Raw genomic sequence first — 15610 nt, forward strand, 5'->3', positions numbered from 1 at the left:
CCGCAGACGCCAACCGCCCCCTCCTGACCGGCACGAATTCCGATGAGGAGGGGGCGGAAGCGGTGTTCTCCAAGGGGTCAGATGTCCCGGAAGATCTCGATCTGTGCGCCCACCGAGTTCAGGCGCTCCGCCAGGTCCTCGTAACCCCGGTTGATGACGTACACGTTGCGCAGCACCGAGGTGCCCTCGGCCGCCATCATCGCGAGGAGCACGACCACGGCCGGGCGGAGGGCCGGGGGGCAGATCATTTCGGCGGCGCGCCAGCGGGTGGGGCCCTCGACGAGGACGCGGTGGGGGTCGAGGAGCTGGAGGCGGCCGCCGAGGCGGTTGAGGTCGGTGAGGTAGATGGCGCGGTTGTCGTAGACCCAGTCGTGGATCAGGGTCTTGCCCTGGGCCGTGGCCGCGATGGCCGCGAAGAAGGGGACGTTGTCGATGTTGAGGCCCGGGAAGGGCATCGGGTGGATCTTGTCGATCGGCGCCTCCAGTTTGGAGGGGCGGACCGTCAGGTCGACCAGGCGGGTGCGGCCGTTGTCGGCGGGGTACTCGGCCGAGCGGTCGTGGTCGAGGCCCATCTCCTCCAGGACCGCGAGCTCGATCTCCATGAACTCGATCGGGACCCGGCGGATCGTCAGCTCCGACTCGGTGACGACCGCCGCGGCCAGCAGGCTCATCGCCTCGACCGGGTCCTCGGAGGGGGAGTAGTCGACGTCGACGTCGATCTGCGGCACGCCGTGCACGGTGAGCGTGGTGGTGCCGATGCCGTCGACCCGTACGCCGAGCGCCTCCAGGAAGAAGCACAGGTCCTGGACCATGTAGTTGGAGGAGGCGTTGCGGATGACGGTGACGCCGTCGTGGCGGGCGGCGGCCAGCAGGGCGTTCTCGGTCACGGTGTCGCCGCGCTCGGTCAGCACGATCGGGCGGTCGGGGGCGACGTTCGGCTCGACCTGGGCGTGGTACAGGCCCTCGGTGGCCGTGATGTCGAGGCCGAAGCGGCGCAGCGCGATCATGTGCGGCTCGATCGTGCGGGTACCGAGGTCGCAGCCGCCGGCGTACGGCAGCTTGAAGCGGTCCAGGCGGTGCAGCAGCGGCCCGAGGAACATGATGATGGAGCGGGTGCGGATGGCCGCCTCCGCGTCGATCGCCTCCATCTCCAGCTCGGCCGGCGGCACGATCTCCAGGTCGACGCCCTCGTTGATCCAGCGGGTGCGGACGCCGATGGAGTTGAGGACCTCCAGGAGCCGGAAGACCTCCTCGATGCGGGCCACCCGGCGCAGCACCGTGCGGCCCTTGTTGAGGAGGGAGGCGCACAGCAGCGCGACACAGGCGTTCTTGCTCGTCTTGACGTCGATGGCGCCGGAGAGCCGGCGGCGGCCCACGACCCGCAGGTGCATGGGGCCCGCGTAACCCAGGGAGACGATCTCGCTGTCGAGAGCCTCACCGATTCGGGCGATCATCTCAAGGCTGATGTTCTGGTTGCCGCGCTCGATCCGGTTGACGGCGCTCTGGCTGGTGCCGAGTGCGTCGGCCAGCTGGGTCTGGGTCCAGCCGCGGTGCTGGCGGGCGTCACGGATGAGCTTGCCGATGCGTACGAGGTAGTCGTCTGCCATGGCGTCACGTTATCTCAGATATGAGATGACGCTCGCGGTGGGGTAGGCCATCAGGGTGACGGACTATGCGCAATGGGGTGACGGGGTTCATACAGGGGCAGTTCGGTACCGCTCGGCAGCCGCACCGCCGACACCAGGCCCCAGCCCTGGTCGTTGACGGGCCGTGAGACCTCCGCCCCGCGGTCCTCGAGTGTGGCGAGCGTCTGCGCGATGTCGTCGCACATCAGATAGATCTCGTTCTTCGGCGCCCCCTCGGTCGGGTGCACCGCGAACTCGGCCGGCGGCAGCCGGAAGATGAGCCAACCGCGCCCCGCGTCCACGTGGTCGAAGCCGATGACGTCCTTGAGGAACGCGCGGTCCGCTTCCGCGTCCGGGGTGTAGAGGATCACATGCGCGCCGCTGAACATGGGTCAATCGTCCGCCGGTGTCCGCTTCGCGGCAATCGCGCCGCGACCGTACGGGGGTACGACGGCAATGGGCCGGAAATCGTAGGGGGGTGCGCGTGAGCGGCGGTCACCGCGACCGGGCGCGGGTGCGCTGCAGTCACCCCGACCCGGCGCGGTGACGCGAAGGTCAGCGCCCTTGCAGGCGTACCCGCTGCACCTGCCGCGCCAGCGTCCGGCGTGCCGCCGGCCCCCCGGGCCCGCCCCCGGCCTCCCGCGCCGGCGGGGGCATGGTGTCGAGGGCGCGGGCGACCCGGTCGTACGTCTCCTGGTGTCGTGGTGCGAGTTCGGCCCGGTGTGTGCGCAGGTCCTCCTCGACGAGGCGTCGCAGCGCGTCCACGTTCTGCGGTGTGAACCGCTTCCGGCCCAGGGCCAGCGCGTGCGTGAGGCGTGCGCATGCCGCGGCCCCGCCCAGCGTGCCGGCGATCTCCTCGGCGAGACCCCACAGGCGCCCTTCGAGCCACGGCGTGTCGTGCTGGTCGAGCGAGACGTCCGCCGCCTCCCCGGCCCGGGGCCTCGTCAGCTGCTTCGAGACGGCCGGCTGGCTCATCCCGGCGAGCCGCGCGAGCCGGTCCTGGGTCCAGCCGGCGGCGGCGAACTGCTGGATCATCTCGGCGCGCAGGCGGCGCATCTCCTCGCCCGCCCGGATGACCTCGTTCATCCCGGCGAACAGCTCCTCGGCCTGCTCCTCGGTCATGTCCACAACCCAGTTATACCGCGCGCTCGGCAGGTCTCGACAGCGTCATAGCTGGGTTATATAACGTGGTTATGCAACCCGAACCTCTCCTCTGCGTTCCCGGCGGCGCCGGCGACCCCGCCTACCTCGGCGACCTCGGCGGCCTCTCCGCCCACCGCACCCTCGTCTTCCCCGAACGCCGCCCCGCGCGGCCCGCGACCCCCGACGACATCGAGACCCTCCGTATCCGCCTCGGGCTCGACCGCATCGCCCTGCTCGGCCACTCCGCCGGCGCCAACGCCGCCGTCCGGTACGCCGCCCGTCACCCGCGCCGTGTCGAACGGCTCGCCCTCGTCGCCCCGAGCACCCGTGCCGTCGGCATCGACATCAGTGCCGGGACCCGGCTCGCCCTCGCCCGCCGCCGCGCGGCCGAGCCGTGGTTCCCGGCTGCCTTCGCCGCCCTCGAGGCCATCAACGCGGGTACGGGTGCCGACTGGGAGGCCGTCGCGCCCTTCCGGTACGGCCGCTGGGACGCCGCCGCGCGTCGCCACCACGCGGCGAGTGTCGCGGCGGGGGCGGTCCCCGCCGCCGATGACGCGGACACCCCTGCCGCCACTCGCGCCGGACTCCGTGCGCTCTCGGCGCCCGTCCTGCTGCTCGCGGGCGAGTTCGACGTGAACAGCCCGCCGAGCGCGGTCGAGGAGTGCGCCGGGCTCGTGCCGGACGCCACATTCCGTGTACAGCCGGGTGCCGGGCACTATCCGTGGCTGGACGACCCCGCCCGGTTCGTGGCGACGCTGGCCGGGTTTCTCGGGCCCTGCCGGGCATGACCGACCGCCGGTGATGTACTAGAGTTATCTCGACATCGAGATATCTGCCGAGGCGCACCGCTGCCGTACGCCGACATCAGTCTGGCGGTAAGGGTTACCTAACTTAGCCTTACCTTAGCGGATTGGCGACGTGGCGTGGCGGCAGGATGCGGTGGAACGCGCACATATATGAAGGAGACTGTCGTGTCGGCGAACAGCTTCGACGCCCGCAGCACGCTGCGCGTGGGCGACGAGTCGTACGAGATCTTCAAGCTGGACAAGGTCGAGGGCTCCGCGCGCCTCCCTTACAGCCTGAAGGTCCTCCTGGAGAACCTGCTCCGCACCGAGGACGGCGCGAACATCACCGCCGACCACATCCGGGCGCTCGGCAACTGGGACTCCCAGGCCCAGCCGAGCCAGGAGATCCAGTTCACGCCGGCGCGCGTGATCATGCAGGACTTCACCGGTGTCCCCTGTGTCGTCGACCTCGCCACCATGCGCGAGGCCGTCGCGGCGCTCGGCGGCGACCCGGCGAAGATCAACCCGCTCTCCCCGGCCGAGATGGTCATCGATCACTCCGTCATCGCCGACAAGTTCGGCACGAACTCCGCCTTCGCGGAGAACGTGGAGCTGGAGTACGGCCGCAACAAGGAGCGCTACCAGTTCCTGCGCTGGGGCCAGACCGCGTTCGACGACTTCAAGGTCGTCCCGCCGGGCACCGGCATCGTCCACCAGGTGAACATCGAGCACCTGGCCCGTACGGTCATGGTCCGCAACGGCCAGGCGTACCCCGACACCCTCGTCGGCACCGACTCCCACACCACCATGGTCAACGGCCTCGGTGTGCTCGGCTGGGGCGTCGGCGGCATCGAGGCCGAGGCCGCCATGCTCGGCCAGCCGGTCTCCATGCTCATCCCGCGCGTCGTCGGCTTCAAGCTGACCGGCGAGCTGCCCACCGGCACCACCGCCACCGACCTGGTGCTGACCATCACCGAGATGCTGCGCAAGCACGGTGTCGTCGGCAAGTTCGTCGAGTTCTACGGTGAGGGCGTCGCCGCCACCTCCCTCGCGAACCGCGCCACCATCGGCAACATGTCGCCGGAGTTCGGCTCCACCGCCGCGGTCTTCCCGATCGACGACGAGACCCTGAACTACCTCAAGCTCACCGGCCGCTCCGAGCAGCAGGTCGCGCTCGTCGAGGCGTACGCCAAGGAGCAGGGCCTCTGGCTGGACCCGAAGGCCGAGCCGGACTTCTCCGAGAAGCTGGAGCTCGACCTCTCCACGGTCGTCCCGTCGATCGCCGGCCCGAAGCGCCCGCAGGACCGCATCGTCCTCGCGAACGCCGCCGAGCAGTTCAAGACCGACGTCCTCAACTACGTCACCTCCGCCGACGAGGCCGAGCTGGAGTCCTTCCCGGCCTCCGACGCCCCGGCCAACCACCCGAACGGTGGCGCCCCGTCGAACCCGGTCCAGGTGACCGCCCCCGACGGCACGACCTACACGCTCGACCACGGTGCGGTGACGGTCGCGGCCATCACCTCCTGCACCAACACGTCGAACCCGTACGTCATGGTCGCCGCCGCGCTCGTCGCGAAGAAGGCCGTGGAGAAGGGCCTGACCCGCAAGCCGTGGGTCAAGACCACCCTCGCCCCGGGCTCGAAGGTCGTCACCGACTACTTCGACAAGGCGGGTCTGACCCCGTACCTCGACAAGGTCGGCTTCAACCTCGTCGGCTACGGCTGCACCACCTGCATCGGCAACTCCGGCCCGCTGCCGGAGGAGGTCTCCAAGGCCGTCAACGAGCACGACCTCGCGGTCACCTCGGTCCTCTCCGGCAACCGGAACTTCGAGGGCCGCATCAACCCCGACGTCAAGATGAACTACCTGGCCTCCCCGCCGCTGGTCGTCGCGTACGCCATCGCGGGCTCCATGAAGGTGGACATCACCAAGGACGCGCTGGGTGTCGACACCGAGGGCAACCCGGTCTTCCTCAAGGACATCTGGCCGTCGGAGGCCGAGGTCAACGACGTCGTCGCCAACGCCATCGGCGAGGACATGTTCTCCAAGTCCTACCAGGACGTCTTCGCCGGCGACGCCCAGTGGCAGGCGCTGTCGATCCCGACCGGCAACACCTTCGAGTGGGACCCCGAGTCGACCTACGTCCGCAAGCCCCCGTACTTCGAGGGCATGACGATGGAGACCACCCCGGTCACCGACATCGAGGGCGCCCGCGTGCTCGCGAAGCTCGGCGACTCGGTCACCACCGACCACATCTCCCCGGCCGGTGCCATCAAGGCCGACACCCCGGCCGGCAAGTACCTCACCGAGCACGGTGTGGAGCGTCGTGACTTCAACTCCTACGGCTCGCGCCGAGGCAACCACGAGGTCATGATCCGCGGCACCTTCGCCAACATCCGCCTGCGCAACCAGATCGCGCCGGGCACCGAGGGCGGCTACACCCGCGACTTCACCCAGGCCGACGGCCCGGTGAGCTTCATCTACGACGCCTCGCAGAACTACCAGGCCGCCGGCATCCCGCTGGTCATCCTGGGCGGCAAGGAGTACGGCTCCGGCTCGTCCCGCGACTGGGCGGCCAAGGGCACGGCCCTCCTCGGCGTCAAGGCCGTCATCACCGAGTCGTACGAGCGCATCCACCGCTCGAACCTCATCGGCATGGGCGTCCTCCCGCTCCAGTTCCCGGCCGGCCAGTCGGCCGACTCGCTCGGCCTGACCGGCGAGGAGACCTTCTCCATCACCGGCATCACCGAGCTGAACGAGGGCACGACCCCCAGCACGGTCAAGGTCACCACCGACACCGGTGTCGAGTTCGACGCGGTCGTCCGCATCGACACCCCCGGTGAGGCGGACTACTACCGCAACGGCGGCATCATGCAGTACGTGCTGCGCAACCTGATCCGCGGCTAACAGCCAAAGGATCGGTACGGCAAGGGCCCTCTCCCCGCTCGGGGAGAGGGCCCTTCCTCATGTACGGACCTCAGCCCAGCAGTTCCACCTCCGCCAGTTCGCCGGTGGCGACGAGCCGGTACCTGGCGTACGAGCCCGGCGCCGCCACCGTGAACACCCGGGTCTGCCGGTCCCACGCGAAGGACTCGCCCGACCGCCGGTCCAGGTCCGTCCACGTCACGCCGTCCGCCGAGCCCTGGAGCACCCAGCCCGCCGGTGCCTTCGCCCGGTCCGCCGACGAGGTCAGCGTGTACTGGACCGCCTTGCCGGGAGCGGTGACCGGCAGCTCGACCGCGCCCGCCACCGGGCCCGACGTCGCCGAGGTGTCGTCGAACAGCGGGCCCGCGCCCTTGACCAGATCCGTCCGCGGCGCCGGCACCCTGTCGTCCTTGGTGATCGACACCGGGCCCGCCGAGGCGCCCGTGCCCCAGGCCGAGGGCTTCGGGCCCATGTCGAACTTCAGGGTGCCGCCCTTCGCGAGCAGGTCGTGCGGCAGCGCCGTCGACCTCCACGCCACGCCGTTCAGCCTCACGCCCTGGACGTAGATGTTCTCCGCGCTGTTCCGCGGCGCCTCCACGACCAAGGTGCGGCCGTTGTCCATCCGCACGGTCGCCTTCGTGAAGAGCGGCGAGCCGATCGCGTACTCCCCGCTGCCCATCACCAGCGGATAGAAGCCGAGCGAGGAGAAGAGGAACCAGGCCGACTGCTCGCCGTTGTCCTCGTCGCCGTGGTAGCCCTGGCCGATCTCGCTGCCCGTGTAGAGCCGGGAGAGCACCTCGCGGACCTTCTCCGCCGTCTTCCACGGCTGCCCGGCCGCGTCGTACATGTACGGCACGTGGTGCGCGACCTGGTTGGAGTGCCCGTACATGCCCATCCGCACGTCCCGGGCCTCCGTCATCTCGTGGATGACGCTGCCGTACGAGCCGGCCACGTCCGGGCTCGCCGTCTCCGGCGTCGAGAAGTACGTGTCCAGCTTCCGCGCGAGGCCCGCGCGCCCGCCGTACAGGTTGGCCAGGCCCCGGGAGTCCTGCGGGGCGGTGAAGGCGTAGCCCCAGCCGTTGGTCTCCGTGTAGTCGTAGCCCCAGATCCGCGGGTCGTACGACTCCGAGGGCACCCGCCAGGCGCCGCTCGCGTCCCGGCCCTGGAAGAAGCCGGCCTTCGCGTCGAAGAGCGTGACGTACTTGCGGGCCCGGTCGAGGAAGTACGCGGACTCCTCCGCGTACCGCTTCTTGCCGGACTTCGCGTAGAGCGCCTGGCCCATCCGTCCGATGCCGTAGTCGTTGAGATAGCCCTCCAGGGACCAGGACAGGCCCTCGTCGGTGTCGGTCGAGGCGTAGCCGGTGAAGGGCGAGGTGGCCATGCCCTTGCGGCCCGTGCCCCGGCTCGGCGAGACGACGGTCGCGTTCTTCAGGGCCGCCTCGTACGCCGCCTCCGCGTCGAAGTCGACGCCCTTCACGTACGCGTCGGCGAAGGCCACGTCGGAGGACGTGCCGGTCATCAGGTCCGCGTAGCCGGGCGAGGACCAGCGGGAGATCCAGCCGCCGTCCTTGTACTGCTGCACGAAGCCGTCGACCAGCTCACCCGCCTTCTTCGGGGTGAGGAGCGCGTAGGCGGGCCAGGTGGTGCGGTAGGTGTCCCAGAAGCCGTTGTTGACGTACGGCCTGCCCTCGACGACCTTCGCACCGGTCCGGGTCGGGGTGTCGGGCCCGGCCGGGGGAGTGAAGGGGCTGGCGTACCGGTAGGCCGAACCGACCTTCTCGAAGGCGGAGTTGGGGTAGAGGTAGAGCCGGTAGAGGCTGGAGTAGAGGGTGACCAGCTGGTCGTGGCTCGCGCCGTCCACGGTGACCCGGCCGAGCACCTCGTCCCAGGCGTCCTGGGCGCGCTCGCGGACGGTGTCGAAGGACGTGCCCTCCGGGATCTCGTCGGCGAGGTTGGCCCTCGCCTGGTCGACGGAGATCAGCGAGGTCGCGATCCGCAGCGTCACCGTGCGGTCCGCGCCCGCGTCGAACCGCAGATGCCCCTTCACGCCCTGCGCCGCGGAGTCCGTGACCGGCGCGTCGAAGACGCCGTAGACGAACATCCGGCCCGCGCCCGTCGACAGACCGCTCTTCACGTCCGAGTAGGCGGTGAAGGAGCGGGTCTCCGGGTCGAGGGTGAGCCCGCCCTGGTCGGTGACGTTGTCGAGGACGACGCTCGCGTCCGCACCGGGATAGGTGAAGCGCATGACGGCCGCGTGGTCCGCCGGGGCGACCTCCGCCTTCAGACCGTTCTGGAAGGTGACGCCGTAGAGGTACGGCTTCGCCGTCTCGTCGGCGTGCCGGAACGGCAGCGCGCGGGCGCCCCGGTCGGTCGGCGGGGTGCCGGCGGCGGCCGACGGCATCACCTGGAAGGTCTGCCGGTCGCCCATCCACGGGCTCGGCTGGTGGCTGACGGCCAGCGCCTGGAGGGCCGGCAGGTTGTCCGCGTTGTTGCCGCGCGCGTACTCGTAGATCCAGCTCTGCATCGCCGCGTTCGTGACCGGCGTCCAGAAGTTGAAGCCGTGCGGCACGGCCGTGGCCGGGAAGGTGTTGCCGCGCGAGAAGGAGCCGGAGGAGTTGGTGCCGCGGACGGTCGAGGCGTACTCGGAGAGGCGGTCGTACGGCTGCTGCGGAGTCCTCGGCGCGATCGACAGGTCGTCCAGCCAGCCCTGGAACTTCCCCGGGCCCTTGGGGGAGTCGTACGCCACCAGGATCCGGTCCACCGTCTTGCCGTTGGCGACGTCCCCGATCCGGGCGCTCACCCGGTTCCACTGGTTGACGTAGAGCCGCTTGGCCGCGCCCTGGCCCTGCGGGGTGAGCAGCCCGCCGTACGAGTCCCGCGCACCCAGCTCGCTCAGATAGGTGCCGTCGGTGAAGACGAGGTCCACGGACACGTTCGTGGCCGGGTAGTTCAGGTCGGCGTCGGAGGCCGACATCGACGGGAAGATCTCGTAGGACAGCTCGGTGTTGCGGACGATCCGGGTGTCGACGTCGAAGACCTTGTTGTACGAGTACGCCCGGCCGTCGCCCTTGTGGGTGCCCGCGTAGCGCAGCGCGCGCTTCCCCGTGAAGCCCGCGCCCGCCTTCGCGGTGGGGGAGCCGCTGGGGCCGCGGTCGACGGCGCTGCGCATCTCCTCCGGCACGGGCTGGGAGGTGTCGCCGTTCGAGAACTGGACGTCGGCGAGCTGGGTGAGGCCCGCGCCCGCGTTCCTGGTGATCTCCAGGCGGTAGTGGGCGTACGCCGTGCCCGCGCCGCCGGCCGCGCCCGGGATGTCGTACGACTTCGTCTCGAAGCGCTTGGCGAAGCTCTCGCCCGACCGCGTGTCGAGGACCGTCCACTCCCTGCCGTCCACCGAGCCCTTGAGGGTCCAGTCGCGGGGATCGCGCTCGGCGGCGTCGTTGGCCGAGGTCAGCGCGTACGTCGCAAGCTTCACCGGCTGGTCGAGGTCGAACTCCAGCCAGGCGGTCGGCTCGAACACCAGCCACTTGGTGCCGGGTTGGAGGTCGACCAGGTTCTCCTTCACCTCACCGGCGCCGGCGTTCTCGCCGCTGGCGCGCACGGCCGTCACCCGGTCGGTGACATTGCCCGGGATTCCGGTGACGAATCCGCCGTCGACGCCGGATGCGCGCTTCTGCCCGTCAGGGCCGACTTCGACGGTGTTGCGCCAGGTCGGCTGGACTTCGTCCGGTTCGAAGGAGGTGCTGAACTCCCGGGTGGTGTCGGCTGAATCATCCGATCCGCCAGGAAGTGCCTGAGCCACCGCGGGGGTGAGGCTCAGGACCAGTGCGGCCGACGCCGCGAGCGAGAGTGCTCTGAGAGGGAGGTGCATGCCGTGTCGCCACTCCTGCCGCTGGTTGTAGACAACGTTGTCAATCTCACCGCGCAAGATCCCAGAGAAGGGCAAACCGCAGGGGCTGTCAAGGATGTTGACGGCAAAATGAAGGGAGGGGCAGGGGAGGAATCGGGGCAGAAATGCCGCGGATATCCCGCAGGTCTCAACTCGGAGAAGACTCACGGGGAAAGCCGGTTTCGATCTTGCTCCGATGACGGGAAGTGGACTATACCTGTCGGCGTCCAGCCCGTCGTACCACGCACCAATGACGACGACGCCCGACGCCTGCACGACCCAGCTGCAATTGACCGCGGTGGCGGGGCCCTTCGCCTGAGGCGAACTCTGTACGGGCGACCGGTACACCGCCTGAGTCCTGAATGAAGGCGAGGACTTGAGCATGGGATCCACCTCCGCCCAGAACGACGCCCCCGGCAACGGGGGCCTCGGCCGCCGCGATCTGATCAGGCGTTCCGCCGCACTCGGTCTGATCTCGGTGCCCACGATGAGTTTCCTGTCGGCGTGCGCCTCCAGCGGCGGCGGCGACACGGGCTCCGAGAAGCCCAAGGGCGAGAAGACGAAGGACAATCCGTTCGGCGTCGCCAAGGGCGGAAAGATAGACGTCGTCGTCTTCAAGGGCGGCTACGGCGACGACTACGCCAAGGCGTGGGAGGCCAGCTTCAACAAGAAGTGGGGCATCACCGCGACCCACACCGGCACCCAGGAGATCACCGGCAAGCTCCAGCCCCGCTTCAACGCGGGCAACCCGCCGGACATCGTCGACGACTCCGGCGCCCAGAAGATCAAGATCGACGTCCTGCAGAAGAACGGCCAGCTGCTCGACCTCGCCGAGGTCCTCGACGCGCCGTCCGTCGACGACCCCGCCAAGAAGGTCCGCGACACCCTGATCCCGGGCACCCTCGACGCCGGCATCCTGGAGGGCAAGACCGTCGCCCTCAACTACATCTACACGGTGTGGGGCCTGTGGTACTCCGGCAAGCTCTTCAAGGAGAAGGGCTGGACCGAGCCGAAGACCTGGGACGAGTTCCTCGCCATCTGCAAGGACGCCACCGCGCAGGGCATCGGCGGCCTCGCCCACCAGGGCAAGTACCCGTACTACATCAACGTCGCCATCATGGACCTGATCGCCAAGAAGGGCGGCCTGGACGCCATGAAGGCGATCGACAACCTCGACCCCAAGGCCTTCGTCGGCTCCGACGCCGCCAAGGAGGCCGTCGAGGCGATCTACGAGGTGGTCGAGAAGGGCTACCTCATGCCCGGCACCAACGGCCTCACCCACACCGAGTCGCAGACCCGCTGGAACCAGTACAAGGCCGCCTTCATCACCTGTGGCTCCTGGCTGGAGAACGAGCAGCTCAACCAGACCCCGGCCGACTTCGACATGAAGTTCATGCCGATGCCGCTGCTGCCCGGCAGCAAGATGCCGTACGAGGCGATCCGCGCCGGCTCCGGCGAGCCCTTCATCATCCCCGCCAAGGCCAGGAACCTGGCCGAGGCGAAGGAGTTCATGCGGATGATGCTCTCCAAGGAGTGGTCGACGCTCTTCGCCAAGGAGGCCAACTCGCTCACCATCCTCGCCGACGGCGTGGACCCGAGCGTCAAGCTGCGCCCCGGCACCCAGTCCACCGTCGAGGCGTCCAAGAAGGCCGGCACCAACACCTTCCGGTTCCTTTACACCGAGTGGTACAGCGAGATGGACACCGAGATCCAGAACGCCTCCAACGAGCTGATGGCGAAGCGCATCCAGCCCGCGGAATGGCTGAAGCGGGCCCAGGCCGCGGTCGACAAGGCCGCCAAGGACCCGGCGGCCAAGAACAACCACCGCGACTGATCTCGCGCACCACCGAGCCGGGAACAGCCGGGAACACCGGCCACACCAGGGACAGGAACGCCACGCCATGCGCAAAGGGCAGTACAAGTTCGTCACGGGATTCCTCTTCGTCCCCGTGACCCTCTATCTGGTCTTCGTCATCTGGCCGTACATCCAGACGTTCGGCTACTCGCTGACCGACTGGAAAGGCCAGTCGCAGACCTTCTCCTTCGTCGGACTCGACAATTACGTCGCCCTCTTCAAGGACGACGTCTTCCTGGGAGCGGTCTGGCACAACATCCTGTTCCTGGTGTTCATCCCGGTGATCACCATCCTGCTCGCCCTCTTCTTCGCCTTCATGGTGAACGCGGGCGGGCGCAGCCGGGCCGGCGGAGTGGCCGGCGTCGGCGGCTCGAAGTTCTACAAGATCGTCTACTTCTTCCCGCAGGTCCTCTCGCTCGCGATCCTCGCCGTGCTCTTCGGCGCCGTGTACCGCAGCGACACCGGCGGAATGCTCAACGGCGTGCTGCTCAAGCTCGGCCTCATCGACGCGGAGAACCCGATCGAGTGGCTGAACGAGCCGAACTTCGTGCTCTGGGCGCTGATGGCGGTCGTCGTGTGGCACGGCGTCGGCTTCTACCTGGTGCTGTTCTCCGCCGCCATGCAGTCCATCCCCAAGGACATCTACGAGGCCGCGCTCATCGACGGCGCAGGCCGCGCCCAGTCCTTCTTCCGCATCACCCTGCCGCTGCTGTGGGACTCCGTGCAGACGGCCTGGGTCTACCTCGGCATCGTGGCGATGGACATGTTCGTCCTCGTCTCGACCATGACCTCCGGCGACTACGGCGGTGGCCCCGACCACCACAGCGAGGTCATGTCCACCGTGATGATGCGGAACTTCCTCTACTTCGGAAAGAGCGGCTACGCCTGCGCCATGGGCGTCGTGATGCTGCTGCTCACCCTGATCGTGTCCGTGGTCACGCTGCGCGCCACCCGCCGCGAGCGCCTCGAGTTCTGAGCGGGAGAACCGACGATGACTGCACCCATCCAGAAGTCCGACACCCCCACGGCCGGGGTGCCCCGCCAGCGCGCGGGCGGCAAGACCGGCAAGAGCGGCGCCCCGGCGTCCGGCCCGGCCCGCGAGGGCACCGTCCTCAACGTCTTCTCGCACGGCTTCCTCGCCCTGTGGGCGCTGATGATCGTGCTGCCGCTGATCTGGCTCGTCCTGAGTTCCTTCAAGACCGACTCGCAGATCGCCGGCTCGGCCTTCGGCTGGCCCGCCCACTGGTCCTTCGACGTCTTCGCCCGGGCCTGGCACAAGGGCATCGGCGACTACTTCCTCAACACCGTGATCGTCCTGGTGTTCTCGGTGCCGCTGACGATGCTCTTCGGCTCCATGGCCGCGTACGTGCTCGCGCGCTACCGCTTCTGGGGCAACCGGCTCATCTACTACTTCTTCGTCGCCGGCGCGATGTTCCCGGTCTTCCTGGCGCTCGTCCCGCTCTTCTTCATGGTGAAGATGCTCGGGATGCTCAACACCTACCAGGGCCTGGTCCTGGTGTACGTCGCCTACTCGATGCCGTTCACCGTCTTCTTCATGCACTCCTTCTTCAGGACGCTGCCGGAGGCCGTCTTCGAGGCCGCGATCCTGGACGGTGCCTCGCACACCCGGGCCTTCTTCCAGGTGATGCTGCCGATGGCGAAGCCGGGCCTGGTGAGCGTCGGCATCTTCAACACGCTGGGGCAGTGGAACCAGTTCCTGCTGCCGACCGTGCTGATGCAGCCCCAGACGGGTGACGACCCCGAGCGGTACGTGCTCACCCAGGGCCTGATCCAGCTCCAGCAGCAGCAGGGCTACGCCTCCGACCTGCCGGTGCTCTTCGCCGGCGTCACGATCGCCATGATCCCCATGCTGGTGGTCTACCTGTCCTTCCAGCGGCAGGTCCAGGCAGGTCTCACCTCGGCCACGCTCAAGTAACGAGTCAGGCGCTCCGTCCGGCCCCCGGGGACTCACTCCCCCGGGGGCCGGATCTTTTGCGTCCGGATTCCGCTCCGCTGTAGGACTTGACGCCGACAAGCCCCACAGCGGAGCTTGGAGTTCATAACTTGTACACGTCATAGGGTGGAGAGAGTCAATGGAGACTCCGGGGTCGCAGTCCTCGCTGCACCGGGCCAATCTGGAGCGGGTCGTCCGGGCGGTAAGGATGGCCGGATCGCTCACCCAGGCGGAGATCGCCCGGGCGACGGGCCTGTCCGCCGCCACGGTCTCCAACATCGTGCGGGAGCTGAAGGACGGCGGCACCGTGGAGGTCACCCCGACCTCCGCCGGGGGCCGCCGGGCCCGCAGCGTCTCGCTCAGCGGCGACGCCGGCATCGTCATCGGCGTCGACTTCGGGCATACGCACCTGCGCGTCGCGGTCGGCAACCTGGCCCACCAGGTGCTCGCCGAGGAGGCCGAGCCGCTGGATGTCGACGCCTCCGCCGCGGAGGGCTTCGACCGCGCGGAACAGCTGGTCACACGGCTGATCACGAGCACCGGCATCGGCCGGGACAAGGTCATCGGCGTCGGCCTCGGCGTGCCCGGCCCGATCGACGTCTCGTCGGGCCTGCTCGGCTCCACGTCGATCCTGCCGGGCTGGAGCGGGATCAACCCCGCCGACGAGCTCTCCGCCCGCCTGGGCGTCCCCGTGCACGTCGACAACGACGCCAACCTCGGCGCGCTGGGCGAGCTGGTCTGGGGCAGCGGCAGGGGCGTGAAGGACCTCGCGTACATCAAGGTCGCCAGCGGTGTCGGCGCCGGTCTGGTGATCGACGGCCGGGTCTACCGGGGCCCGGGCGGCACGGCCGGCGAGATCGGCCACATCACGCTCGACGAGTCGGGCCCGGTGTGCCGCTGCGGCAACCGGGGCTGCCTGGAGACCTTCACCGCCGCCCGCTACGTCCTGCCGCTGCTCCAGCCCAGCCACGGGCCCGACCTGACCATGGAGCGGGTGGTCCAGCTGGCCCGCGAGGGCGACCCCGGCTGCCGCCGGGTGATCGCCGACGTCGGCCGGCACATCGGCAGCGGTGTCGCCAACCTCTGCAACCTCTTGAACCCGAGCCGGGTGGTCCTGGGTGGCGATCTGGCCGAGGCCGGCGAGCTGGTGCTCGCGCCCATCCGGGACTCCGTCTCCCGCTACGCCATCCCCAGCGCCGCCCGGCAGCTCTCCCTGGCGCCGGGCGCCCTGGGCGGCCGCGCGGAGGTGCTCGGCGCGCTCGCCCTCGTACTGAGCGAGATGGGCGAGTCGACGCTCCTGGAGGGAACTGTGGGTGCTCTGGGCGCTATGGGCGGTTTGTCAGGGACCATGAAGGCGAAGTCTCCTGCCTTCACTTAGATAACGAATGGCACCGTTGTCGTCTCGTTAAGGATTTACTCCTTGACGTCGGACGTACG

Annotated in this window: 10 protein-coding genes; 6 read left to right on the forward strand and 4 right to left on the reverse strand. The window is 69.0% G+C overall.

Annotation, left to right across the window (positions count from 1 at the left end):
• Positions 1–77: 77 nt before the first annotated feature.
• The 3 genes from ACIRSU_RS30840 to ACIRSU_RS30850 all read right to left on the reverse strand — a co-directional run bounded on the left by ACIRSU_RS30840 (position 78) and on the right by ACIRSU_RS30850 (position 2747).
• A complete protein-coding gene (locus ACIRSU_RS30840; RefSeq protein WP_403799054.1) occupies positions 78–1607 on the reverse strand; it encodes a helix-turn-helix domain-containing protein in 1530 nt (509 codons plus the stop codon).
• 50 nt (positions 1608–1657) lie between these two features.
• Positions 1658–2014 (reverse strand): VOC family protein, encoded by a 357-nt coding sequence (locus ACIRSU_RS30845; protein ID WP_403799056.1) that lies wholly within the window; start codon positions 2012–2014, stop codon positions 1658–1660.
• A 166-nt stretch (positions 2015–2180) separates the two neighbouring features.
• Positions 2181–2747 carry a sigma-70 family RNA polymerase sigma factor gene (locus ACIRSU_RS30850; RefSeq protein ID WP_403799058.1) on the reverse strand — a complete coding sequence of 189 codons (567 nt, stop codon included), beginning with the start codon at positions 2745–2747 and terminating at the stop codon, positions 2181–2183.
• A 71-nt stretch (positions 2748–2818) separates the two neighbouring features.
• Here ACIRSU_RS30850 and ACIRSU_RS30855 point away from each other — a divergent pair, with 71 nt between their 5' ends.
• Together ACIRSU_RS30855 and acnA are read left to right on the forward strand one after the other, a co-directional pair.
• On the forward strand, positions 2819–3556 hold the full coding sequence (locus tag ACIRSU_RS30855; protein WP_403799061.1) for an alpha/beta fold hydrolase: 738 nt from the start codon (positions 2819–2821) through the stop codon (positions 3554–3556).
• A 168-nt stretch (positions 3557–3724) separates the two neighbouring features.
• Positions 3725–6460, forward strand: a complete 2736-nt coding sequence (gene acnA, locus ACIRSU_RS30860) for an aconitate hydratase AcnA (protein WP_403799063.1) — start codon at positions 3725–3727, stop codon at positions 6458–6460.
• Between the two features lie 70 nt (positions 6461–6530).
• Here the strand turns inward: acnA and ACIRSU_RS30865 are convergent, their stop codons facing one another.
• Positions 6531–10346: a GH92 family glycosyl hydrolase gene (locus ACIRSU_RS30865; RefSeq protein WP_403799065.1), complete on the reverse strand. Its 3816-nt coding sequence runs from the start codon at positions 10344–10346 to the stop codon at positions 6531–6533.
• Between the two features lie 400 nt (positions 10347–10746).
• On the opposite strand from ACIRSU_RS30865, the gene ngcE reads away from it, so the two are divergent.
• The 4 genes from ngcE to ACIRSU_RS30885 all read left to right on the forward strand — a co-directional run bounded on the left by ngcE (position 10747) and on the right by ACIRSU_RS30885 (position 15551).
• Positions 10747–12198: an N-acetylglucosamine/diacetylchitobiose ABC transporter substrate-binding protein gene (ngcE, locus tag ACIRSU_RS30870; RefSeq protein WP_403799068.1), complete on the forward strand. Its 1452-nt coding sequence runs from the start codon at positions 10747–10749 to the stop codon at positions 12196–12198.
• Positions 12199–12265: 67 nt separating this feature from the next.
• Positions 12266–13195: a carbohydrate ABC transporter permease gene (locus tag ACIRSU_RS30875; RefSeq protein WP_403799070.1), complete on the forward strand. Its 930-nt coding sequence runs from the start codon at positions 12266–12268 to the stop codon at positions 13193–13195.
• A 15-nt stretch (positions 13196–13210) separates the two neighbouring features.
• Positions 13211–14155 (forward strand): carbohydrate ABC transporter permease, encoded by a 945-nt coding sequence (locus ACIRSU_RS30880; protein WP_403799073.1) that lies wholly within the window; start codon positions 13211–13213, stop codon positions 14153–14155.
• Between the two features lie 157 nt (positions 14156–14312).
• Positions 14313–15551 (forward strand): ROK family protein, encoded by a 1239-nt coding sequence (locus ACIRSU_RS30885; RefSeq protein WP_403799076.1) that lies wholly within the window; start codon positions 14313–14315, stop codon positions 15549–15551.
• The last annotated feature ends 59 nt before the right edge of the window (positions 15552–15610 follow it).

Source organism: Streptomyces sp. NPDC101160, from assembly GCF_044768205.1.
In the GTDB taxonomy this organism is placed as follows: Bacteria; Actinomycetota; Actinomycetes; order Streptomycetales; family Streptomycetaceae; genus Streptomyces.